21 protein-coding genes are annotated in these 20,718 nt (G+C 49.4%); 14 read left to right on the plus strand and 7 right to left on the minus strand.

From position 1 onward, the window contains the following. Positions 1–111 precede the first annotated feature (111 nt). From H6F86_RS22485 to H6F86_RS22495, 3 genes are all read left to right on the plus strand, one after another. On the plus strand, positions 112–441 hold the full coding sequence (locus H6F86_RS22485) for a heavy metal-binding domain-containing protein (protein WP_190451428.1): 330 nt from the start codon (positions 112–114) through the stop codon (positions 439–441). Between the two features lie 547 nt (positions 442–988). Further along, entirely contained in the window at positions 989–1,405 is a 417-nt protein-coding gene (locus H6F86_RS22490; protein WP_190451429.1) for a hypothetical protein, read from the plus strand. A gap of 266 nt (positions 1,406–1,671) precedes the next feature. After that, positions 1,672–3,102, plus strand: a complete 1,431-nt coding sequence (locus H6F86_RS22495; RefSeq protein WP_206756079.1) for a PP2C family protein-serine/threonine phosphatase — start codon at positions 1,672–1,674, stop codon at positions 3,100–3,102. A gap of 276 nt (positions 3,103–3,378) precedes the next feature. On the opposite strand, the gene codB is transcribed toward H6F86_RS22495, so the two are convergent. Further along, positions 3,379–4,713 (minus strand): cytosine permease, encoded by a 1,335-nt coding sequence (codB, locus tag H6F86_RS22500; RefSeq protein WP_190451433.1) that lies wholly within the window; start codon positions 4,711–4,713, stop codon positions 3,379–3,381. A gap of 199 nt (positions 4,714–4,912) precedes the next feature. Next, a complete protein-coding gene (locus H6F86_RS22505) occupies positions 4,913–5,050 on the minus strand; it encodes a hypothetical protein (protein WP_190451435.1) in 138 nt (45 codons plus the stop codon). Between the two features lie 35 nt (positions 5,051–5,085). Between H6F86_RS22505 and H6F86_RS22510 the strand changes: the two genes are divergently transcribed. The 8 genes from H6F86_RS22510 to H6F86_RS22545 all read left to right on the plus strand — a co-directional run bounded on the left by H6F86_RS22510 (position 5,086) and on the right by H6F86_RS22545 (position 13,794). After that, positions 5,086–5,367, plus strand: coding sequence for a hypothetical protein (locus tag H6F86_RS22510; protein ID WP_199305421.1), 282 nt, complete (start codon positions 5,086–5,088; stop codon positions 5,365–5,367). A 298-nt stretch (positions 5,368–5,665) separates the two neighbouring features. Continuing rightward, the gene (gene argH, locus H6F86_RS22515; RefSeq protein WP_199305441.1) at positions 5,666–7,075 is read left to right on the plus strand and encodes an argininosuccinate lyase; all 1,410 of its coding nucleotides are present in this window, start codon (positions 5,666–5,668) and stop codon (positions 7,073–7,075) included. A gap of 91 nt (positions 7,076–7,166) precedes the next feature. Beyond that, positions 7,167–7,544 carry a hypothetical protein gene (locus tag H6F86_RS22520; protein WP_190451440.1) on the plus strand — a complete coding sequence of 126 codons (378 nt, stop codon included), beginning with the start codon at positions 7,167–7,169 and terminating at the stop codon, positions 7,542–7,544. A 231-nt stretch (positions 7,545–7,775) separates the two neighbouring features. Further along, entirely contained in the window at positions 7,776–9,209 is a 1,434-nt protein-coding gene (gene lpdA / locus H6F86_RS22525; RefSeq protein ID WP_190451441.1) for a dihydrolipoyl dehydrogenase, read from the plus strand. Between the two features lie 276 nt (positions 9,210–9,485). Then, positions 9,486–10,382, plus strand: a complete 897-nt coding sequence (gene trpC / locus H6F86_RS22530) for an indole-3-glycerol phosphate synthase TrpC (RefSeq protein WP_190451443.1) — start codon at positions 9,486–9,488, stop codon at positions 10,380–10,382. A 175-nt stretch (positions 10,383–10,557) separates the two neighbouring features. Further along, positions 10,558–10,830, plus strand: a complete 273-nt coding sequence (locus tag H6F86_RS22535) for a DUF5340 domain-containing protein (RefSeq protein WP_190451445.1) — start codon at positions 10,558–10,560, stop codon at positions 10,828–10,830. A 149-nt stretch (positions 10,831–10,979) separates the two neighbouring features. Further along, the gene (locus tag H6F86_RS22540) at positions 10,980–12,524 is read left to right on the plus strand and encodes a hypothetical protein (protein ID WP_190451447.1); all 1,545 of its coding nucleotides are present in this window, start codon (positions 10,980–10,982) and stop codon (positions 12,522–12,524) included. A gap of 115 nt (positions 12,525–12,639) precedes the next feature. Continuing rightward, positions 12,640–13,794 (plus strand): alanine--glyoxylate aminotransferase family protein, encoded by a 1,155-nt coding sequence (locus tag H6F86_RS22545; RefSeq protein WP_190451449.1) that lies wholly within the window; start codon positions 12,640–12,642, stop codon positions 13,792–13,794. Between the two features lie 147 nt (positions 13,795–13,941). Here the strand turns inward: H6F86_RS22545 and H6F86_RS22550 are convergent, their stop codons facing one another. The 3 genes from H6F86_RS22550 to H6F86_RS22560 all read right to left on the minus strand — a co-directional run bounded on the left by H6F86_RS22550 (position 13,942) and on the right by H6F86_RS22560 (position 16,314). Then, positions 13,942–15,090 (minus strand): hypothetical protein, encoded by a 1,149-nt coding sequence (locus H6F86_RS22550; protein WP_190451451.1) that lies wholly within the window; start codon positions 15,088–15,090, stop codon positions 13,942–13,944. A gap of 299 nt (positions 15,091–15,389) precedes the next feature. Further along, positions 15,390–15,584 (minus strand): DUF2949 domain-containing protein, encoded by a 195-nt coding sequence (locus tag H6F86_RS22555; RefSeq protein ID WP_190451453.1) that lies wholly within the window; start codon positions 15,582–15,584, stop codon positions 15,390–15,392. A gap of 550 nt (positions 15,585–16,134) precedes the next feature. Next, complete coding sequence (locus H6F86_RS22560) at positions 16,135–16,314, minus strand: replication restart DNA helicase PriA (RefSeq protein WP_190451455.1); 180 nt, start codon at positions 16,312–16,314, stop codon at positions 16,135–16,137. A 672-nt stretch (positions 16,315–16,986) separates the two neighbouring features. Between H6F86_RS22560 and H6F86_RS22565 the strand changes: the two genes are divergently transcribed. Further along, positions 16,987–17,718, plus strand: coding sequence for a class I SAM-dependent methyltransferase (locus tag H6F86_RS22565; RefSeq protein WP_190451457.1), 732 nt, complete (start codon positions 16,987–16,989; stop codon positions 17,716–17,718). 111 nt (positions 17,719–17,829) lie between these two features. On the opposite strand, the gene H6F86_RS22570 is transcribed toward H6F86_RS22565, so the two are convergent. Beyond that, positions 17,830–18,147 carry a DUF3067 family protein gene (locus H6F86_RS22570; RefSeq protein ID WP_190451459.1) on the minus strand — a complete coding sequence of 106 codons (318 nt, stop codon included), beginning with the start codon at positions 18,145–18,147 and terminating at the stop codon, positions 17,830–17,832. 458 nt (positions 18,148–18,605) lie between these two features. Between H6F86_RS22570 and petC the strand changes: the two genes are divergently transcribed. Then, positions 18,606–19,145 (plus strand): cytochrome b6-f complex iron-sulfur subunit, encoded by a 540-nt coding sequence (gene petC, locus H6F86_RS22575; RefSeq protein WP_190451460.1) that lies wholly within the window; start codon positions 18,606–18,608, stop codon positions 19,143–19,145. A gap of 31 nt (positions 19,146–19,176) precedes the next feature. Continuing rightward, positions 19,177–20,175, plus strand: a complete 999-nt coding sequence (gene petA, locus H6F86_RS22580) for a cytochrome f (RefSeq protein ID WP_242033633.1) — start codon at positions 19,177–19,179, stop codon at positions 20,173–20,175. Between the two features lie 93 nt (positions 20,176–20,268). Here the strand turns inward: petA and H6F86_RS22585 are convergent, their stop codons facing one another. Further along, positions 20,269–20,697, minus strand: a complete 429-nt coding sequence (locus H6F86_RS22585) for a hypothetical protein (protein WP_190451462.1) — start codon at positions 20,695–20,697, stop codon at positions 20,269–20,271. Positions 20,698–20,718 lie beyond the last annotated feature (21 nt).

The following is a 20,718-nucleotide window of genomic DNA, read 5'->3' on the forward strand; positions in this document are numbered from 1 at the left end:
ATTTAGGGCGTGACATTTATTACGTGCGGATGATGACATTGATTCGATAATGTGGTGACTGAAGTAGGACAACGGAACTACAGCTGACCGATTTATCCACAGGAATCATCCATGATTGTGACCACAACTCCCGCCATTGAAGGGGAAGTGATTGGGGAATACCGCGGCTTAGTCAGTGGAGAAGCCGTTCTTGAAGCTCATCTTTTTCGAGCAGTGATTGCCGGTATTTTGGATCTACCTGGCGTTCGCTTGACTAACTACTCGCAGTCGCTCGACCAAGCAAGAGAAACCGCGATTGGGCAAATGACGCAAGCAGCTGGCGAACGTGGTGCCAATGCCGTGATTGGCGTAGATGTTGATTACAAAACCATCCGCGTGAGTGATGATGAGCATCTAGTCATCGTTGTGGCAAGTGGTACCGCCGTTAAATACATTCAATAACCCGTAGAGTACTGCGGCTTAGATAACAGTGTGGCTGATCATCAAATGGATGATCGTCAGGTGGATGCCGTTGCCCATGCGGTTGCAATCTCAGCCGTCGATCGCGCAGTTCTCTAGACGTAAGCATATCCCCTAAGTAAACACAGTCCTGTGGTAAACACAGCAGACACTAATGTTGACAGCAGGAGCAACGTTGACCAGATGGCGTTCTGCACATAGCGGCTCCAGCTAACAATTAGTATGCGGCTGCAATGAATGGGCAGCCAATCGGAAGGCAGTGATACCCCCAATCCGGCAACGGTTCGCTACGATCATCTTAAGATGAGTACCGGATGCTAAGAATTGAGCCTTAAATAGCTTGTCATCCTAGCAATCTGTAGTAGGCACAGAAGTAGAGGCAAAGTCTTGCCATGCCTCTACATAAAAACTTGACTCTATTTAATCTGTGTTTCTCAGTACCGGCATCAGTACCGAAGCCAAACCTGTGCCAGCGATCGCCGCTGACTGCACAAGAAGGCTCACTGCAACGAAAGCATAGGACGTATCAATGGTTGACCCCTTACAACAACGCATCAATCAATATCAGCGGTTGAGCGAACTACGGCTAAAATTACTGCGCCTACACAAGCTTTTACTAGAAGCAGAGCGCGTTGCTTACGAACAAGTACAAGGACAGGTCTCTAGAGGAGAACTACTGCAATTAGTGATCTCTCACGATCAATTTGCCTGGTTACATCGGCTGTCGCAAATCATCGTGCAAATTGATGAGCTACAGCAAGCGGACGAGCCCATTTCTTTAGAAACGATCGCTACGTTCCTGGTTGACGTGCGTACGCTGCTTACCCCTTCTGAGTCAGGTGATGACTTTGCGACAAAGTACGATGCAGCCTTACAGCAAAACCCTGATGTTGTGCTAGCACATGCGGATGTTGTCACGCTCCTGACCACGCCATCTAAAGGTTAAAGGTTAACTGCATCAATTAAGAGCTTATCTGCTAACGTTGGTAGACTATAGCCGCGTTTAGGTATGAATCCTATAAAGTTAGCGGCATCAAAGGCGATTCTGGGGACATAGTCGCTAGAATCAGTTGCACAAAGCGACAGCCTACTTCTCGTGGTAATCCTTCGTTTACCTTGCTCTTAATGACTGCTGTGCCCCTTCCTCGACAGCCATCGTCAAGATCGGACGCTGAGACTGATGCGCCGACCCCTTCAGCGACATCTCCGTCTATGGAGATCCGTCGCGATCGTCGTACAGCACGTCCTTCTAACGGTGCGACAGATGGTGCTGCGCCTGAGATCACGCCAGTCTTTGCCTTAAAGGAACTGGTCGCACGACTGAATCGAGAACAGCACAAAATTCAAGACTTGCTGAGTTCACTCGGCTTTGCGCTGCGGAGTTTCAACAATCTCAATCAGTTTTTAGAACTCATTCCGCTGATGGCAAGTCGGGTGACAGACAGCGATGGTGGGGCGCTGCTGCTGTTTAAACCCAACGGGCAGGTACGTCTGGAGCGGCTCCATTGCCAGGACAGCCGCTGGGGTCAGGATATTCGCAAGGCTCTGGAGACAGCGACCCGTCAGATGGCATCGTCACTAAATCCAACTGCTGGTCAAGCGATCGCCCTTACGCCTGGTGCGATCGCCTCGCTGGATCATCAAGTGAGCCATTACTTAGGTGCCAATGTCCAGCTTTTTGGCACTGCTATTCTGGTAAAAAATACAGAACGTGGGCGGCTTTACATTTTTAGCCGCGACCCGCAGTATGGCTGGACCGAAACCCGTCAAAAGCTAGTGCGTCTGATTGCTGACCAGACCGCGGTTGCAATCGAAAACGATGAACTGACTGTCGAACTTCGCAAAAAGGAACGACTCGATCGAGAGCTTGAGATTGGAGCCGAGATTCAACTGCGCCTCTTGCCGCGATCGTGCCCCAAGATTAAAGGCATCGAGCTAGCGGCACGCTGTCAGTCAGCCAATCGAGTGGGCGGCGATTTTTACGACTTTATTCCTGCCAGCTACGACCAAATCCGCTCGAAAAAAGACGGCAGCAGCGAGTGGGGACGCTGGAGTTTGGCGATCGGCGATGTGATGGGCAAAGGCGTGCCTGCGGGGCTGATTATGACCATGACGCGCGGTATGTTACGGGCAGAAGTGCTGAATGGTCACTCGCCAGCCCGCATTTTGCAGCATCTCAACCGCGTCATGTATGCCGATCTAGAAAACTCCAATCGTTTCGTTACGCTCTTCTATTCTGAGTACGATCCCCAGACGCGGCTACTCTCTTACAGCAATGCGGCTCACAACCCGCCCTTGCTCTGGCAAGCCGCAAGCAAAACAATTCGACGGCTCGATACACTGGGAATGCTGATTGGGCTAGATGCCGATACACTTTATCAGGATGCCCAGGTACAGCTTCAGCCAGGCGATACGCTGATTTATTACACTGATGGCTTTACTGATGCAGCCAATCAAAGTGGTGAACGGTTTGATGAAGACAATTTGACTCGATCGCTGCAATGGGCTTGCCAACACTGTGATCATCCCCAGGCGATTCTGGAGTACTTGTTCAATGAAGTGCAGATCTTTACTGGCACAGCGAACCGCAACGCTGATGATATGACGCTAATTGTCATGCAAGTAAAAGCTTCCGAGCCATAAAGTCGCCTGCTTGATAAGGGCTAGGCAATCTAGCGTTGCTGCACTGAACGATAAATTTCCACAGCAGCGACCTTATTCTGGCGCCTAGAGAACAGAATGCGCCTGATATTGAGTTCCCAGAGCCACTTAATTGCTTCAAAGAGCGATCGCACGCTATAGCAGTCAAAGAGAGCGCTTAGACAGACCTAAACTTTGAAACCTCCTTTGAGCAAGAGCTTCGATTCATCCCTCGTCCTTTTGCTATAAAAGCGATCACTCTCATTGAAGCAACACCAACTAGCTCACCGTACTGCGAGCGTTTTGCTGCGGTAGAACCCTGCTTAAAACCACATATAGAATGACTGCCGCAATGATGCCATTAATGGGTGCAATGCCAAGACTAGCTTTGCCGGTGAAGTAGGCGATCGCCGATGCCACTACATAAGCAATCACCCCTGCCCAATTAAAGGCAGGCTGCGGAGTATCAAGCGCTGGAAATTCACTACGGCGCTGCAACCAAAAATCAGCCATAATCACTCCACCGATCGGTGGAATAAACGTGCCCAGTAAAATCAGGTAGTCTACCAACATTTTGTAAATGCCGCCCCATGCTAAAACGAGGGCGATCGTCGCACCACCCAGCACAAACAGCGTCCGTTTATTGGTGCGAAACATATGGGCACCTGCTACTGAAAAGGCATAGATCGTGTTGTCCTGGGTCGTCCACATATTTAAGAACAACAGCAACAACCCCCAGCCCACTAGCCCCTGATACGCCATGACTTGCACAATATCGGAACTATCAGCAATAGCAGGGACGTTAGCATACACCAGAGAACAAAACGCACCGCTAAAAATGAGAAAGCCATTAGCAAAGAAAAAGGCAAGCAGCGTAGCGATCGTAGCGACCTTGCCGTTCTTAGCAAAGCGGCTCCAGTTAGTTGCCTGAGTGCCACCCGAAACAAAGGTGCCAACAATAATTGTCAAAGCCGCACCGATCGTCATTTCCTTAGTCGGCTGAATTGCCTGTAATCCTTCCCAGCCGCCGATTTGACCAGAGGCGATCGCGAGACACCAAACCATCAAAATTAGCATGGCTGGCACTGCAATACGGCTCAACCAATCCATTGCCTTGTAACCGACGTAGGCAGTGGAACAGAAGAAATAGGTGAAAAATAGAATAGTGAGCCAATTCCAGGACGTTGGCACCCCAGCTAGCTTGTTCAACAAATCAGCAATCAGCGCCGTTCCCCACGCATACCAACCGATTTGCGTAAAGCCTAAGATAAAGTCAACCCACCGAGAACCAACACTGCCAAAACTAAAGCGTGCCATTAACACCGTACTGAGACCCGTTTTGGCAGCAATGTAGCCGAGTGCAGCGGCATACGTTCCCAAAATCAAGTTGCCAATGACGATTAGCACAACTAAATCGGGAAAAAACTTAAACGCAGGACCCACCAATCCGCCAGCAAAGAGAGTGCCAGAATAAAGGGTGAAACCCATAAGTAGCGGACCTAACGATGCCAGGGATTTACGAGCAGTCAACGGCACTGCCGCTAACGGGTAATCTTCTGAGGCTCCGCCTGCTACCGCCACTATATCTGCACCCGTCTCAGATGTCGTCTTCATCAGGTTTTACGAAACCGTAACGCTATTCTACGTACTTACTAGGAAATGCTAAGTGTCGTCGTATAGTAGACAACAGATTTCTAAAGAAGACAGCTTGATAACCATAAGCAGGTCGTTCGACAAGGAAAGACGTTTTTATATATCCCTTCATGCAATCGCCAGTATTCTTCTTGACTGTTGGGCTGTAGGTTAGGCAGTTCTAGTGCGCTAATTGGAGGCGATTGCCAACTGTCTTCGGTTTTAAACCGCTTTGCAGCAAGCCTTTATGTGCTTGAGTCGGGCGATCGCTCAAATACTTTTCTGGTATCCTTGCAGTCTGTAAGATAAACGTGTGCATTAGTTTGCATTCATTCAAAAGAGGAGAGAGCGGCAATGGTTCTTTGCGTGATACCGGATGTAGTAACTGGGCTTATTGATCCAACGCATTTACTCGATACAGCTTGGGTTCATACGTCTTTGCTTGACCTGTTACAACCATCTCACTGGCACTTGCCGATCGACCTAGCAGCTATCGGCGACAAGGAAATTAAAGTTGACCTGGGCGGCGATGTGCAGAAAGCATTCAACAACTTTGTCAAAACAGGTCAGGTTTGGGCATTTCTCATTGGCATCATTTTTGGCTATTTTGTGAAGACGTTTACATCCTTCGGCTAAAGGTTAAACATTAACGATCAGGGATGTGTAAAAGATTCGCCGCTGTCGATCAACGGTTGATGCTTGACGGTTAACCACTTTCTTAAGCATGAGCTTATTTTTGCAAAACCTTCGCCCTTGGCAAGCCCAGCTTTTGTAGTTATGCGTTGGGATCAACCCTACTGATAACAGTTCGGGAATGCTTTTTGTGATATTGAGTGAAGTAGATTTTAGTTGCCTTCAGAGTTTACGGACGTTGAGCTAAAAACTCTGTAACTCTAGCCAGAAATCTAAACTCTCTAACCTAGTGAGAACTGCTTTGAATCAAGACCTCTCTCAACCATCGGTAAGCCAGCCCTCCACCTGGAGCCAACGCTTTGAGTCGGCGCTCCATCCTGCGATCGCCCAGTTCAACGCCAGTATTGGTTTTGATATCCAACTCATTGAGTACGATTTGATTGGCTCACAAGCTCATGCACGCATGTTGGCTCATACAGGCATTATTGCGGCTGCCGAGGGAGAGCAACTGGTCGATGGTTTAGAGCAAATCCGGCAGGAGTATCGGCAAGGGCTGTTTGTTCCTGGCGTTGAGGCAGAGGATGTACACTTTGCAGTTGAGCGCCGCCTGACCGAGATTGTGGGTGATGTGGGCAAAAAACTCCACACGGCACGATCGCGCAATGATCAGGTGGGCACCGACACGCGCCTTTACTTACGCGACCAGATCCAGCAGATTCGCCAACGGGTGCGCTCGTTTCAGTCAATTTTACTTACGCTGGCAGAGCAGCACGTCGAGACGCTGATCCCTGGCTATACGCATCTGCAACGTGCACAGCCGCTTAGTCTTGCTCATCATCTGCTTGCCTACTTTGAAATGAGCCAGCGCGACTGGGAGCGGTTAGGCGAAATTTATCAGCGGGTCAATATTTCACCACTGGGTTCCGGTGCGCTGGCAGGCACGACCTTTCCCATCGATCGCCACTACACGGCTGAATTGCTTAACTTTGGCGGCGTGTATGCCAACAGTTTAGATGGGGTGAGCGATCGTGACTTTGCCATTGAGTTTCTGTGTGCAGCAAGCCTCATCATGGTGCATCTTAGCCGCCTTGCTGAAGAAGTCATTCTATGGGCATCTGAAGAATTTGGCTTTGTCACCCTCAAAGACAGTTGCTCTACGGGTTCCAGCATCATGCCGCAGAAGAAAAACCCTGACGTACCCGAACTAGTGCGAGGCAAAACGGGGCGCGTTTTTGGGCATCTTCAGGGTCTACTGGTGCTGATGAAGGGCTTGCCCCTCGCCTACAACAAAGATTTGCAGGAAGACAAAGAAGCCCTCTTTGATGCGGTTGTGACGGTGCGAGGCTGCCTGGAAGCAATGACTATTTTGCTGCAAGAAGGGCTAGAGTTTCGCGTAGCTCGTCTACAAGCAGCCGTCAACGAAGACTTTTCCAACGCGACGGATGTAGCAGACTATCTCGCAGGCAAAGGCGTGCCGTTTCGAGAAGCGTATAACCTGGTCGGCAAAGTGGTGAAAATGTCCCTGGCTCAAGGCAAGCTCTTAAAAGATCTGACCTTAGACGAATGGAAAACGCTCCATCCGGCGTTTGAGTCTGATATCTACGCTGCGATCGAGCCTGCCCAGGTTGTCTCTGCCCGTAATAGCTATGGGGGCACTGGCTTTGCTCAGGTTCGGCACGCACTGCAAAACGCCAAAGCAGCCCTCTCGTAGAAAAGGTGACATGGTGTAGGGACGTTAGCTCTAACGTCCCTACTGACGAAAACAACCGTTTGGAAACACAACCGATTGCTTGCTAATCGTTATGGCTCATCCGCTTCAGCATGGGCAGGTCTTTTTTAGCCCCGGTTGTCACTTTAGTTACCGTGTGATTGGTCCCTGCTGTCGCTTGTTCGATCGCGAACAGTTGCCCTATCCCTGCTGTCGTCTTCAGTGGCGTGGCAAAGAACCAAGCTGGCGACGCATTGGTAAACGCTTCATTGTGGATCTATCGACCAAAAAACATCCGTCCTACAGCGTCGAAATTCTCGGACAGGGCTTGCAAGAGCCGCTTGTCATAACCCTCTATGCTGTCAATTTACCGGAAGCGACGAAAAACTGGTGGCATAGCGATCGACCAGAGCAGCAAAATGGAAGTGTAGGAACCAGAAGCCAGACGGAGATCGTGTTGAGTGTTGAGTGAAAGCGAGGAGCGAGGCGTAAATCGGCTTGAGTAGCGCTCTGTACCACTATGCTAAAGAGTTTTAAGCTGATTCAGCAGTCAGGTGGTCAGCTTTCTTCTAATAACTTTTCTAGGATGCCTGAAGGAATTTAAAACTAAATACGAGTCACTCTTTCGCCTACTTCCTACTCCCTCCCTTGTCGATCGCCCCTGTCCGACAGAGAATAGAAAGTAATGCACCAGGAGAGAGTTGTGAGTCAGTCATTCGATTACGATTTGGTCATCATTGGAGCCGGGGTTGGCGGTCATGGGGCAGCGATTCATGCAGTAAGCTGTGGGCTGAAAACAGCCGTCATTGAAGCCGCCGATATGGGTGGCACCTGCGTTAATCGTGGCTGCATTCCTTCCAAAGCGCTGCTAGCTGCATCGGGACGAGTGCGCGAATTGCAGGATACCCATCACCTGAAAGCGCTTGGCATTCAATTAGACAAGGTGGCATTTGACCGCCAGACGATCGCTGATCATGCCAATACCATCGTCGCTAAGCAGCGAGAGGCATTAGTTGGTAGTTTGAAGCGCTTGGGCGTTGACACGATTCATGGGTGGGGCAAAATCGCCGGACAGCAAAAAGTTTCGGTTACAACAACCGATGGCGAGAAAGTCATCACGGCGAAGGACATTATGCTTGCCCCAGGCTCAGTGCCCTTTGTGCCACCAGGTATTGAGCTGGATGGTAAGACCGTCTTTACCAGCGACGATGCGGTGCGGTTAGAGTCGCTGCCCCCCTGGATTGCGATCGTCGGTAGCGGTTACATTGGCTTAGAGTTTGCTGACGTTTACTCTGCACTGGGTTGCGAAATCACCTTAATTGAAGCGCTTGACCAACTCATGCCAGGGTTCGACCCTGATATTGCTAAACTCGCGCAGCGGAAGCTCATTACCCCCCGCGATATTGAAACGAAAGTCGGCGTGTTAGCAAAACGCATTACGCCTGGTTCGCCCGTTGTTATTGAACTGGCGGATGCCAAAACGAAGGAAATCATTGAAGTTTTGGAGGTCGATGCCTGTCTGGTTGCAACGGGACGTGTCCCGCTAACCAAGGATTTGGGGTTGGATGCAGTCGGCGTAGAAACCGTGCGACCAGGTTTCATCCCCATCAATGACCACATGGCAGTGCTGTCGCATGGCGAACCTGTACCCCATCTCTGGGCGATCGGTGACGCAACGGGCAAGCTGATGCTGGCTCATGCGGCAGCCGCTCAGGGTGTGGCAGCGGTTGAGAACATCTGCGATCGCCCCCGTGCGGTTGATTACCACAGCATTCCTGCCGCCGCCTTTACCCATCCCGAAATCGGCTTTGTTGGCTTGACAGAACCGGCTGCTAAAGAGAAGGGTAATGTAGAAGGTTTTGAAATTGCCGCTGTACGAAGCTATTTCAAGGGGAACGCTAAAGCGATCGCAGAAGGCGAAACCGATGGCATAGCCAAAGTTATTTATCGGCAAGACACCGGTGAAGTGCTGGGCGTTCATATCTTTGGTCTGCACGCCTCTGACCTCATTCAAGAAGCCGCTAATGCAATCGCCCAACGGCAAGCCATTCAAGACCTTGCCTTCTTGGTACACGCCCATCCCACACTCTCGGAGGTGCTAGACGAAGCGTATAAACGAGCAGTGACAACGCATTAAGGAAGCAAGGCTAAGGGCTAAAAGGGTCAGACAGCTTAAAGCAAGCGTAGGGGTTGGAAGCTGTTTAACTCATAACCTACAACTTTTATCCCTTAGCTTTTAGCCTTTAGCCTTTCTTAAAAATTCGGATTATTTTTGTACGGCTCTATACAATTCCACTCCGTACAGCTTCAGAGTTAGGTTACGCTATCAAAAGCATTCATTAGCATCGCTTTGAGCAGTGGTAGAACACGGCTCCGATCGCTTACTTTGTTTTAACTTACGCCCAGGCTACCAATGCAGATCCGTCGTCGTCCACCTAATCCTGCGGTTTCTGTACAGTCATTGCGCTATCAGGCAAAGATGCCTGATGCAGCTCCTCGTCATATTTTGGAGGAAATCGTCTGGCAGAAAGAGACTGAAGTCGCTCAACTGCGCGATCGCGTCCCTCTACTAGAGCTGCAAAAGCAAGTCAAAGATCTACCATCGCCGCGATCGTTTTTGCAGGCGCTCCAGCATGGTAAGACTCATCCAGCAGTTATCGCCGAAGTTAAAAAAGCATCGCCTAGCAAGGGAATCATTCGGGAAGACTTTGATCCTGTTGCGATCGCCCGCTCTTATGAACAAGGCGGTGCTACTTGTCTCTCAGTTTTGACTGACCAAACATTTTTCCAGGGCAGCTTCGACAACCTTGCCCGTATCCGCGCTGTTACTGACCTCCCTTTGCTATGTAAGGAGTTCATTATTTATCCGTATCAGATGTATCTGGCACGGATCAGTGGAGCCGATGCCATACTGCTAATTGCTGCCATTCTGTCTGATAAAGACCTCCAGTACTTTCTGAAAATTGCGGCAGCGTTAGGCATGGCTGCCCTAGTTGAGGTCCATACCCTGGCAGAGCTTGATCGCGTGTTGGCGCTTGAAGGCATTAACTTGATTGGCATCAACAATCGCAATCTGGAGGACTTTTCGGTTGATTTACAAACGACATGCCGCTTGCTAAACGATCGTCAAGACCAACTGCGATCGCGGGACATCCTCGTGGTGAGTGAATCAGGGCTTCATACACCTGCTGATCTGTCCTTAGTTGAGGCAGCCGGTGCTAGTGCCGTTCTGGTTGGCGAGTCACTCATGCGACAACCCGATCCAGCAGTGGCACTAGCAGAACTCGTTGGCAGAACGCTAACCCCGTAGAACTCCAAAGCCATAGGCTGTTGTCAAAAGGCGCTCTAAGCGCAACGCGCAGCACCTTTGCTGGATGGTTCCACAGCTTCATCGTCCAACGGCTTGACAGCTTAGTTCGATCGCTAAACGGTGTAGCCCCAGACTGTTGTCCCAGTTGATTCATGCTATAAGGTAGTCAGTTTTAATGGAACCCATTCCCCTTCCATCACACATTCATTACGAACTCCTCCTCCAACTGCTCGAACGTCAAACAATAGTTGCTGTGGGTCGGCAGTCTCCAGCTCAGGCTCAAGTACAGCAGTTAATCATCACGCTTCGTAAAGCACTTGCACTACAGAAGCAGCTAGAAGAAAACTGTGAGCGCCGCAACCAGCCGATCGAGTATCGCTGGTCGCTAAACAGTCTGACACCTGATCAAGAAATCCCTGATACAGTGCTGAGTCTACAAAAAGAATAGTCTTGGCTTAGGACGGCTAACGTTGAAACGCTAAACTTTAAAGCTTCTGAAGTAGCTGGATGCCTTGCTTAAAGTTGAACATTCTAGAGTCAGATCACTAGCCTAACGAGCGATCAATATAGCTGGTTCACGTTTCCGGGAGGTTCTGTGTGTCTGAACCGAATCTAGCTTCTAGCGCTTTAGCAGCAGCGGACAGCTACGCTGCTCCGCAACAACAGCCTGCCCTACAAGAACAGCTTGGCGACAGTCAGTTGCAGGAGACGACAGCGCTGGCTGCTGGAGGGACAATCACCGGGGACGACAACCAAAAGCGAGACAACACACAACGTGATGAAACACAATTTTTAGAGCCTCTGCAAGGCTTTTTGACTGCCTGGGCAGCAACACATCATGAACTCAATGCGATTGATCCAGATTTCATTGAAATGGTATGCCAGCAGGCAACCGTTGCTTTAGCATCGCAATGGCACTGTTGGGAACATGAGCAAGCAACCCTGCAAGCCGAGCTAAGGCAAGCTCGATTGCTGTCCCATGAGCAGATTGAGCGCATTCGCCACTTAGAGCAAGCCCTTGATCAGTCGCTGGCATCGTTAAGCGAGATGCGGCTACAGATGGTTGACCAGCAGCGTTTGGAAGCACAGCTAGCGGCGACTGAAGATATTTCTAACATTCAACAGCGGGCGATCGCCCGTTTAAAGCTGCAACTGGCACATCAACAGCAAGCCTTAACCGCACAACTAACCGAAACGCAAGCACGCGATCGCTCATTGCAAACGCTGCTAAACACGATGGAAGGGCTGACTCAGGCGCAGCAGCAAGAGCTAGAGCAACTACAAACTCAGGTTGCCCATGATCGTGCCGACGTGCAAGCATACCGCCAGCAGCTAGAGGAGCAGCTAGAACAACTGCAAACCGATCTGCATACCCAACAAGCACGGACGATCGCGTTGGAGTCCCAATCACTGGATGCCCAGACTTTAGCCACTCAATTGACAGAGCGGTTAGAGAGCGCTCGTGATCAAGTTTGCGAACTCTCACAAATTCTGAGCAATCGCCAAATTGCCTTAGAACAGCTTGAAACAGAGCTACAGCAGGCTCATACCACGCTGCAAGAGCAGCAGACATGGCTCGACAGTTTGCAACAGGCTCACTTATCTCATGTTTCAGTTACGTCTCGCGTCCCCCCAGTTCAGGCGACACCAGACGTATCAGCCGTAGCGATCGCGCCTGATTTAGTCACAGCCCATGCCAGAATTGCGGCACTAGAAACTCAGGCAGCCAAGCAAACAACGACTCAGGCAATGCTTCGGCACGCCTGCCAAGAACTGGAAGAAGAGCGCGATCGCCAGTATGTTCGCCTGACAGAGCTGGAAAATCAGACTGCTGATATGCAAGAGCAGATCTTGCGGCAGGCACAGCAGGCGAGTGAATATGAAACCGCCATCCAACATTGGAAAGACCGCTGTTTGAGCAGTCAAAGCGGCATCCTTAAGCTCAAAGAATTACTGGATCAGGCGTTACCGGATGCTCCACCAGCACTATCAGAGTTGCTAACGACACTGTTAGCCGCTGCCGATGAACCCGAACCCGGCAGCCCTACCCTCATCCCAGTGTCTCCCTTTCCTCAGGAAACAAAAGTTGATTTGCCTGACTTCCTGCTTCGTCGGCGCAATTACAAACCGCAGCGATCGTAAAAGATGGCAATTGCAGCCAGGTGGCGATCGTCACCTTGGTTGAAAGGTAAGAAATTGTGTCATTCTGGAGTATGCCGCCATCAGGCGCGATGTTATTGATGCTCAGGGCAGATTTATGGACGACAAGCTCATGCTGATGATTCCGGGTCCAACGCCGGTACCAGAACAGGTTCTACTCGCAATGGCGAAGCACCCGATCGGGCATCGCAGTGGCGACTTTTCCAAAATCATGGCGGAAGTAACAGATGGGTTGAAATGGCTGCATCAAACGCAAAATGATGTGCTGAGTCTAACCGTCAGCGGTACAGGTGCAGTGGAAGCAGCCATCATTAACTTTTTGAGTCCGGGCGAGCATGTCCTGGTCGGCAGCAACGGTAAATTTGGTGAGCGTTGGGTAGAGGTTGCCCAAGCCTATGGTTTGAACGTTAAGCCTATTACTGCTGAATGGGGACAAGCGCTTGACCCAGAGAAATTTCGGGAGATGTTAGAGGCAGATACTGCAAAGGCAATCAAGGCGGTCATCGTCACCCATAGCGAAACGTCCACTGGGGTGTTGAACGATCTAGAAACGATTAACCGTCACGTTAAAACCCATGGCGAAGCGCTCATCATCGTTGATACTGTGACCAGTCTGGGTTCCTACAATGTACCAGTTGATGCCTGGGGTCTGGATGTAGTTGCTTCCGGTTCTCAAAAGGGCTATATGGTGCCGCCAGGATTAGGCTTCGTGACCGTTAATGCCAGAGCGTGGGAAGCATACAAAACGGCTAAACTGCCCCGTTTCTACCTTGACTTGGGCAAGTACCGCAAAGATGCAGCAAAGAACACCACACCGTTTACACCGCCCGTTAATATGTTCTTTGCCCTGCAAGTGGCACTACGGATGATGCAGGCAGAGGGTTTGGAGCAGATCTTTGCACGTCATCAGCGATTGACTAGTGCTACGCGTGCGGCTGTCAAAGCCTTAGGGATGCCATTGCTTGCACCCGATGGTGCCGCTAGCCCCGCCATTACTGCGGTTGCCCCCGATCGCGTTGATGCTGAACAAATCCGCGCTGTAATGAAAAAGCGGTTTGACATCATCCTTGCAGGCGGGCAGGATCACCTCAAGGGCAAAATCTTTCGTATTGGGCACCTAGGCTTTGTCAGCGATCGTGATATTTTGACCGCGATCGGTGCGTTAGAAGCAACGTTACAAGAGCTAGGTTATGAAGGCTTTACACCTGGCGCAGGTGTAGCAGCAGCAGCCAAGGTTTTTGCTACAGCCTAAAGCGTTCGCCACCGCTTCGCAACTGATACAGAGCCTTCTTGAGGCGATGGCATATGCCATAGAGTAAGCGGTTGTTTGCTCTACTAAAGTTGCATGGACAATCAAAAAGTAGCGTTTTTTGAGCATTAAATCTCCAGCGCCCTCTCTTTATGGTGTAGGCGCTGCTGCAGGCGGAATAGCGTAGTTAGCAGGGCTGACTAAACTACTATTGGCTGGACGAACAGGGTATGCCTGGAGGTGAAGCTTTTGAATTGCATCTGTCCACTGACCAATTTTCGCCTGTGCTTCCTGATAGAGTGCGCTACCAAAGCTAACATTGCTGGCTTCGGCGATCGCTGCCTGTAGCGAGGGCATATCACCTTTACCTGCTAGCTGTATAGCGCGAGTGAGATAGGGGCGGTCTTGTAATTCCTGAAGCTGACGGCTCCACTGTCCAACCAATTGCTGCGCCTGTTCGTACTGAGGCGTACCGTATAATACCAGCCCAGCAGCATCACTTGCAGCGCGCAGCCCGTCGGCACTGCCAGCACTTGCCAGTTTACGAGCGCGATCGAGGTTAGCCGCCGCTTCTTTTTCCTGCTCTTTTTGCCAGTCTGGCAACGGATCAAAGCGAGGAGCAACGTTTGCCTGAACTACTTTTTGCTGCTCGCGCTCTGCTTTTGCCTGTGCTGCCTTATTTTCCTTTGCTTCCTGAATCTTCTGCACCAATGCCTGGTAACGATCGCCATCCCAATAGCGATTACCTAACTGCCGCAACTCCCTTGCTTTAGCAAAGGCTTGGTCCCATTGACCGCGTTCAGCAAAGGCTTGGGCATCACTATCAACAGACTGTGCCGTATCCCAAGCAGTTTGCCATGACTCAATTCGCTCATCCGCCGTTTTGTATGCTGCGGTTAGAACAGGAATACGCCGTGCTGCATTGATCGCCTCCTCCAGGTTTCCTCCCTGAAACGAGTCTTCAGCTAAAGCCAAAAGTGACTGAGAGGCTTGCTCTACCAGGCGATCGCTCTGTGCTGCTAAGGGATGCTCTGACGGCACTAAACGCGCCATTCTAATTGCTTCTGACAGTCCATCAACCGTTTGCTGACCTACACTTTCCTGCGCACAATAGAAACTTACTGCCGCTGCGTCATCCGTCTGGTTTTCTGCTTCTGCTAGTGACTGACACCCAGAAAGGTGTTGAAAGCGCAGCATATTCACTGCCCACCAACCGACTCCAAGCGGTAGAGCCAATAGCAGCAGTCCCAGCGTAACCATACGCACGTACAGTCCTTTCTTCATCGTCTGGAGAATCATTACTTCACATGATCAATCAGGCTTAGCTCGTATCATTTGCTTTCAATCGTTGCACAAGAGTCAGATAGACCGAATGATAGAGGCAAAAACGATACAAAAGCAACTTGGTATGCCTATACCACGGCGAAGAAGAGAGTACCTGATCAAAAAACAAAAGAGCAGACTACGTTTAGCCCGCTCTACCAGTAAAGCCTTTTTTTATAGCAGCTAGAGACAAATTTTTCTCAAAGCATCCAGTGATCAAGCCAGAAACAACAGGCGATCTCGCGTCTTACCAATCCATCTAAGCTCACAGGCACCTATGCTTGCTCAAGCCAATCATAGATTTGATCGAGCTGCTCAAGCGTGACTAAACCATATTGCCAAAGAATCATTGATAACGGTCCTGGATCGAGTTCCCTGTGGCGAAGGGCAATGGCGATCGAGGCAGCCGAAATTGCCAAGTCTTCTTGCAGGAAGCGAATAAAGCGAGAATAGGTTGTTGGTGCCGCCATGGCTCGTCTCCTGATAAGGACACCATTGTGAATGAAGGATCGGTTGACGAATACAGCTAATGGACAGTCTTTAATCTGGCTATATAAATTGTGCTGGACTATGTGGTTTCCGTTAGCTGCATAGCAAGAAAACCAGCCTGCTATTGAGAGTTCGCTAATGCCTAATAAGTAAGCGCAACCACTACAAGCATCTGCAAAGCTACAGAAACTAGGCACAGCGCTATGCACCACTTCAACTTTTTTACCAAAAACTTAACTAAGACTTTGGGACTAACCTGAAGGGCATTAGCAGGCTGCTTAAAGAGCGTGTGAGAACGCCAGCACGAAACTTTTAGAAATAACCTTGAAGGAGTAGCGTTGAGAAGCTATTAAGTTTTAGGGGCAAGTATCACGCTTATGACGGCTCTACGCCAAGGCGTGATCGAATTTAAAGAAACAGAATCCCCAGCTTTTTGAGGAGTCCAGGGATATAAAACTTCATTGAGTCAATCACATTCAACCAAAACCATACATTCTAGTGGCTAGCACATTTAGAGTTCAGAGCCAGCACTTAGCGATGGGCATAAAGCCCAGGGGCATAGGCTTCAATCACCCGTCCTGTTTGGGAACACATCACCATCAGATAGTCACAAGTCGAGCATTGGGTCCGGGTTAAGTGTTCTGCCCCAAGGTAATGCCGTTCGGCACGGCTACCACAGTTTGGGCAGTGAATATCCAAAATAGTGTTCATGTTCATATGAAATGGTTTTAGGTTAAGCGAAGTTTGAATCATTGGCTTGATAGGGCGATCGCCACCCTTATATTTTGAATTGTTAACAGCGAACGTAGCGAAAACAACTAAAGCGAGCAAAAACGAAGAATGAATGCTGTTGAGCTAATAGTTCTATTATGTCGGTATTCATACTGGCTGACAATCAGACTCTGGTTAGAGAGTTTGATGCTTTGCACAATTACTGGATGGGGATCAGAGTTTTAAGGTTGATTACACACCAGAGCTGCTGAAGCTGCAAGGATTTTCTCTGATGGTAGAAACGATATAAAAATTCACACTATTTTTCTTTCCTCTAAATTTCACATTTTCATCCTGTTTTTAGTATGCGGCGTTAGAAGTAAACAACACGACAGGAAGTACTTACTTCTAGATTGGCGTAAAAGTTACTGGCAAAGGTTTTTTGAAGGACTTCTTCTAAAGCTATAGAGTTTTATCCTCTCTAGCCGAAAAGCATTCTGATTTTACAAGGATTGGATTATTAAGATGTTTCTAACCATGCGTCAAACAGAGCTTTAAAAATTAATACCGCTTTAGTAGGCAATATCGCTACATAACACGTTTGCCAGTTTGAAACAGCTTGTCCAGCAAATATGATTCAGAGAAGTCTAGCTTCTTCACCTAATAGCGATTATGAATATCAAAAAAGATTCACTGGCTAACCTAGTTCGAGATACTTATGATCGACTCGAACCAGGTGAAACTGATACTTGGAACCCGCTTTTTTCTGAGTTTGAAATCGCCTATCGCTTAAGTCTTTTCTACTGGCTAACACAAGCCTTACTGTTAAACCCGCTTCCCTTAGAGTCACTCAATGTGCTGGATTTAGGCTGTGGCAATGGGCGCAGTACTCGAATGTATGTTGACTTAGGGCTGCGACCAGAGCAATTGATGGGCGTAGACGTTAGGCCTGGCGCGATCGATCTTGCTAGAAAGCTCAATCCTGCAATTCGCTTTGAGACTTATGAAGGCGATCCAACGACCTTTGCCAATCAGGGCTTTAATTGGCTTTCAATAGCCGCCGTTCTGTCAACAATTGAGAGTATGGAAAGGCGTAAACAGTTAGCACAACAGATTTATCAGACGCTTCCACCAGGGGGTTTTTTGTTCTACTTTGACCTCTATCAAAGCTTGAATCTGGTAGGAGGCGAACGTATTCGTCCATTTGAAGTCTTTTCTAACTTCAAAAAACTTTGGTCTAGCCCAGTCAGAAGCTATCAATTTGTGCCCTTCGGGTTTAAAGGGCGGGATTTTATAGAGGCACGGCAGAAGGGAGTTATTAAGCAGGAGTATCGCCTTTCTGTGCTAAATCGTCTTAAGCGAACCATCTTGCCGACACACGAAGTCATTTTGTTTCAACGCTAGGAACGCTTTGACAAACTGAACCCTCATAACCAAACTGAGTTATGCATGGACAGAAAGGTATACATTTGTGTGTCCTGAAAGTCTTTCGTGCCACTGAAAGTCTTTGTGTGACTAAAACTCTTCGAGCAACCATTCAGAGGCTCGTTCGCCCAGTTCGAGAGGAATGCTGACTGCCTTGCCAAGCCGGGGACGATCGCGCGTCTGCTGAATCAAGGTATGCACTTGCTCCGCGCTACCCCACGCTTGCAGATGGCTTGCGACTTCATCTAAATGTTCTACGTATTCAGTTTCGGTCAAGGGAAAAGAGACCTGCTCCAGATACTTCCACATGACCAAAAAAAAGATCTTGCCTTGAGTACGCCGCAATTGAACGTCATACGAGCGTCCCCACTTATCGAGCAAGATCTGACGTAAGTCATTTCCGGTCATGGTGCTATTACTAAGTACTTGGACATGAGAAACTACCGTGTGCCACCCCAGCAGTTGCTGTCCCCTTCTAAGGGAAGCTAAGGAGAAGTCTTTGATTGCGTCCGTCTACCGATCACACAGGCTCATTGCTTGTCTTATTTTTCTTAAGTTTGCTGGCAAGCTTACACATAGCTAACGATGCAAAGGAGTCTTCAGCGCATTGTTAACATTTTGTATAAAACTGACAGCCCCCTACTTAGCTATGATGCTAGCGTCAAGAAATGTAATAATCTTAGTAACTTCCTCAGAAAAGCGACAAGCCTCTCTGTGAGAGGATTATTGCAGTGTTTGGCGAGCGAATGACTGCAAAAGGGGCAGACATCTGAATCCATCGCAGCGTGGAGTGAAGCGGATGGCAACTCTACTAAACGCTCGCCAGCAATTGTCACAGCCCTCCCTTAACAGAACTATACGTAGTCATGACACAAATTTCTGGATCTTCGGATGTGCCCGATCTTGGGCGTCGTCAGTTCATGAACCTTTTGACATTTGGTGCGGTGACAGGCACTGCGTTGGGTGCCCTTTATCCAGTAGTAAAATACTTTATCCCTCCATCCAGTGGTGCTGCTGGTGGTGGTGCTACTGCTAAAGATGCACTCGGTAACGATATTTTAGTGAGCGATTTTGTTGCTAGTCATGCGGCTGGAGATCACGTCCTTTCTCAGGGGTTGAAGGGCGATCCAACCTACATTGTGATCAAAGAAGATAAAGCGCTGGCTGACTTTGGCATCAATGCGGTGTGTACGCATCTAGGCTGTGTAGTGCCTTGGAACGCCGCTGAGAACAAGTTTAAGTGCCCTTGCCACGGCTCTCAGTACGACAGCAATGGCAAGGTTGTTCGCGGTCCAGCGCCCTTGTCGCTACCGTTGGCACATGCAACTGTTGTTGACAACAAAGTAAGTTTTACTCCCTGGACTGAGACTGATTTTCGTACTGGTGAAGACCCTTGGTGGGCTTAAATCTCAATCGTTTGCTGACTGTCCCTTGCTCATGACACGTTCGTTACCAATGAAAAAAAATCCATTAGAGAGATTGATACCTACTGCTGAGCTTTGTCAGTCTGCTGCGCTGACAGTGCTGGCGATCGCAGTGTTTTTGACAGGCAGTTTGATGCTGCCCCAAACTGCGTCAGCCTATCCGATTTTTGCTCAACAGGCGTATGAAAACCCCCGTGAGGCAACTGGGCGCATTGTCTGTGCTAACTGCCATTTAGCAGCAAAGCCAACCGAAGTGGAAGTACCCCAGTCTGTACTGCCCAACTCTGTGTTTGAAGCCGTTGTCAAAATTCCTTATGACGTTACGAAGCAGCAGGTTGTTGGCGGTGGCGACAAGGGTCCTCTAAACGTGGGCGCAGTGCTGATGCTGCCCGAAGGCTTCAAGATTGCACCGGAAGATCGGATTCCCGAAGAGATGAAGGAGAAGGTGCAAGACCTCTACTTCCAGCCTTACAGCGAAGGGAAAGAGAATATTGTTGTGATTGGTCCGCTGCCCGGTGAGCAGTACCAGGAGATTGTGTTCCCAATCTTGTCTCCTGATCCTAAGACGGATAAATCGCTCCGCTTCGGTAAGTATGCGGTTCACGTAGGCGGCAATCGTGGTCGTGGACAAATTTACCCCAATGGCGAAAAGAGCAACAACGCTGTTTACAATGCGTCTGAAGCGGGCACGATCACCCAGGTGACTAAGCCAGAAGATGGCGGCTATGAGGTCACGATTCAAATGGCGGATGGCAAGACAGTCGTTGATACGATTCCTGCTGGACCAGATCTGGTTGTTTCAGAAGGGCAAGAGGTGAAAGCGGGTGATGCCCTGACTATTAACCCCAATGTAGGCGGCTTTGGTCAAGCAGATACAGAAATCGTGCTGCAAAACCCCGATCGCGTTAAGGGTCTGCTCGCATTCTTCGGTATTGTGGTCCTATCTCAAATCATGCTTGTGCTGAAGAAGAAGCAAGTTGAGCGCGTGCAGGAAGCCGAGATGAACTTCTAACGTTGGCACTGCAATTTCATACCTGAAAGGGACAGGCGATCGCCTGTCCCTTTTTTATGGATAGTATGCCTCTACAATCGCAACGTCCAAGCATCATGTGTTCGAGTGCGTTAATAGCTCCTCGATCGCACTTGCTGCTTGAAATTGATCCCAGGTCGTGGGAATAAAGGTGATGGGACGAAGGCGCTGACTGACGAGCGGCTGGGCTAGCTTTTCTAACGGCGATAGTTCTAGTTTCTGGTAGCGCTGCTCACTCCTGTCATCTTTAGGCTGATCAGGAAACAGTTCCCAGCGATAAACTTCGCAAATGCGGCGTACTGAGGCATAGTAATTCACACAATATGCCTCAGTGCCAAACACTTTAGTTTGGTAAAACGCTAGCCACTTGGGCGACCAATGGCCTTGCTGCTTCAGCTTTTCCGACTGTGCCATCGGAATGCGATACCAATACTGTTCACGGGCGATCGCCAAATCCACCTGATTATTTAGCACTGCAATTAGCACTTCACCACGACGAGCCATTCGTTAGGATGAGGAGATACA

The organism is Phormidium sp. FACHB-592, assembly GCF_014695795.1.
Classification (GTDB): domain Bacteria; phylum Cyanobacteriota; class Cyanobacteriia; order Leptolyngbyales; family Leptolyngbyaceae; genus Stenomitos.

Excerpts from the sequence above, each read along its gene's own strand:
- codB (WP_190451433.1), bottom strand. The coding sequence starts at position 4,713 with ATGAAGACGACATCTGAGACGGGTGCAGATATAGTGGCGGTAGCAGGC.
- H6F86_RS22495 (WP_206756079.1), top strand. The coding sequence starts at position 1,672 with ATGGAGATCCGTCGCGATCGTCGTACAGCACGTCCTTCTAACGGTGCG.
- petC (WP_190451460.1), top strand. The coding sequence starts at position 18,606 with ATGACACAAATTTCTGGATCTTCGGATGTGCCCGATCTTGGGCGTCGT.
- H6F86_RS22555 (WP_190451453.1), bottom strand. The coding sequence starts at position 15,584 with ATGGCGGCACCAACAACCTATTCTCGCTTTATTCGCTTCCTGCAAGAA.
- H6F86_RS22545 (WP_190451449.1), top strand. The coding sequence starts at position 12,640 with ATGGACGACAAGCTCATGCTGATGATTCCGGGTCCAACGCCGGTACCA.
- trpC (WP_190451443.1), top strand. The coding sequence starts at position 9,486 with ATGCAGATCCGTCGTCGTCCACCTAATCCTGCGGTTTCTGTACAGTCA.
- H6F86_RS22535 (WP_190451445.1), top strand. The coding sequence starts at position 10,558 with ATGGAACCCATTCCCCTTCCATCACACATTCATTACGAACTCCTCCTC.
- H6F86_RS22490 (WP_190451429.1), top strand. The coding sequence starts at position 989 with ATGGTTGACCCCTTACAACAACGCATCAATCAATATCAGCGGTTGAGC.
- H6F86_RS22565 (WP_190451457.1), top strand. The coding sequence starts at position 16,987 with ATGAATATCAAAAAAGATTCACTGGCTAACCTAGTTCGAGATACTTAT.
- H6F86_RS22560 (WP_190451455.1), bottom strand. The coding sequence starts at position 16,314 with ATGAACACTATTTTGGATATTCACTGCCCAAACTGTGGTAGCCGTGCC.
- H6F86_RS22520 (WP_190451440.1), top strand. The coding sequence starts at position 7,167 with ATGGCTCATCCGCTTCAGCATGGGCAGGTCTTTTTTAGCCCCGGTTGT.
- H6F86_RS22570 (WP_190451459.1), bottom strand. The coding sequence starts at position 18,147 with ATGACCGGAAATGACTTACGTCAGATCTTGCTCGATAAGTGGGGACGC.
- H6F86_RS22585 (WP_190451462.1), bottom strand. The coding sequence starts at position 20,697 with ATGGCTCGTCGTGGTGAAGTGCTAATTGCAGTGCTAAATAATCAGGTG.
- H6F86_RS22510 (WP_199305421.1), top strand. The coding sequence starts at position 5,086 with ATGGTTCTTTGCGTGATACCGGATGTAGTAACTGGGCTTATTGATCCA.
- H6F86_RS22505 (WP_190451435.1), bottom strand. The coding sequence starts at position 5,050 with ATGCACACGTTTATCTTACAGACTGCAAGGATACCAGAAAAGTATTTG.
- H6F86_RS22550 (WP_190451451.1), bottom strand. The coding sequence starts at position 15,090 with ATGATTCTCCAGACGATGAAGAAAGGACTGTACGTGCGTATGGTTACG.
- petA (WP_242033633.1), top strand. The coding sequence starts at position 19,177 with ATGACACGTTCGTTACCAATGAAAAAAAATCCATTAGAGAGATTGATA.
- H6F86_RS22485 (WP_190451428.1), top strand. The coding sequence starts at position 112 with ATGATTGTGACCACAACTCCCGCCATTGAAGGGGAAGTGATTGGGGAA.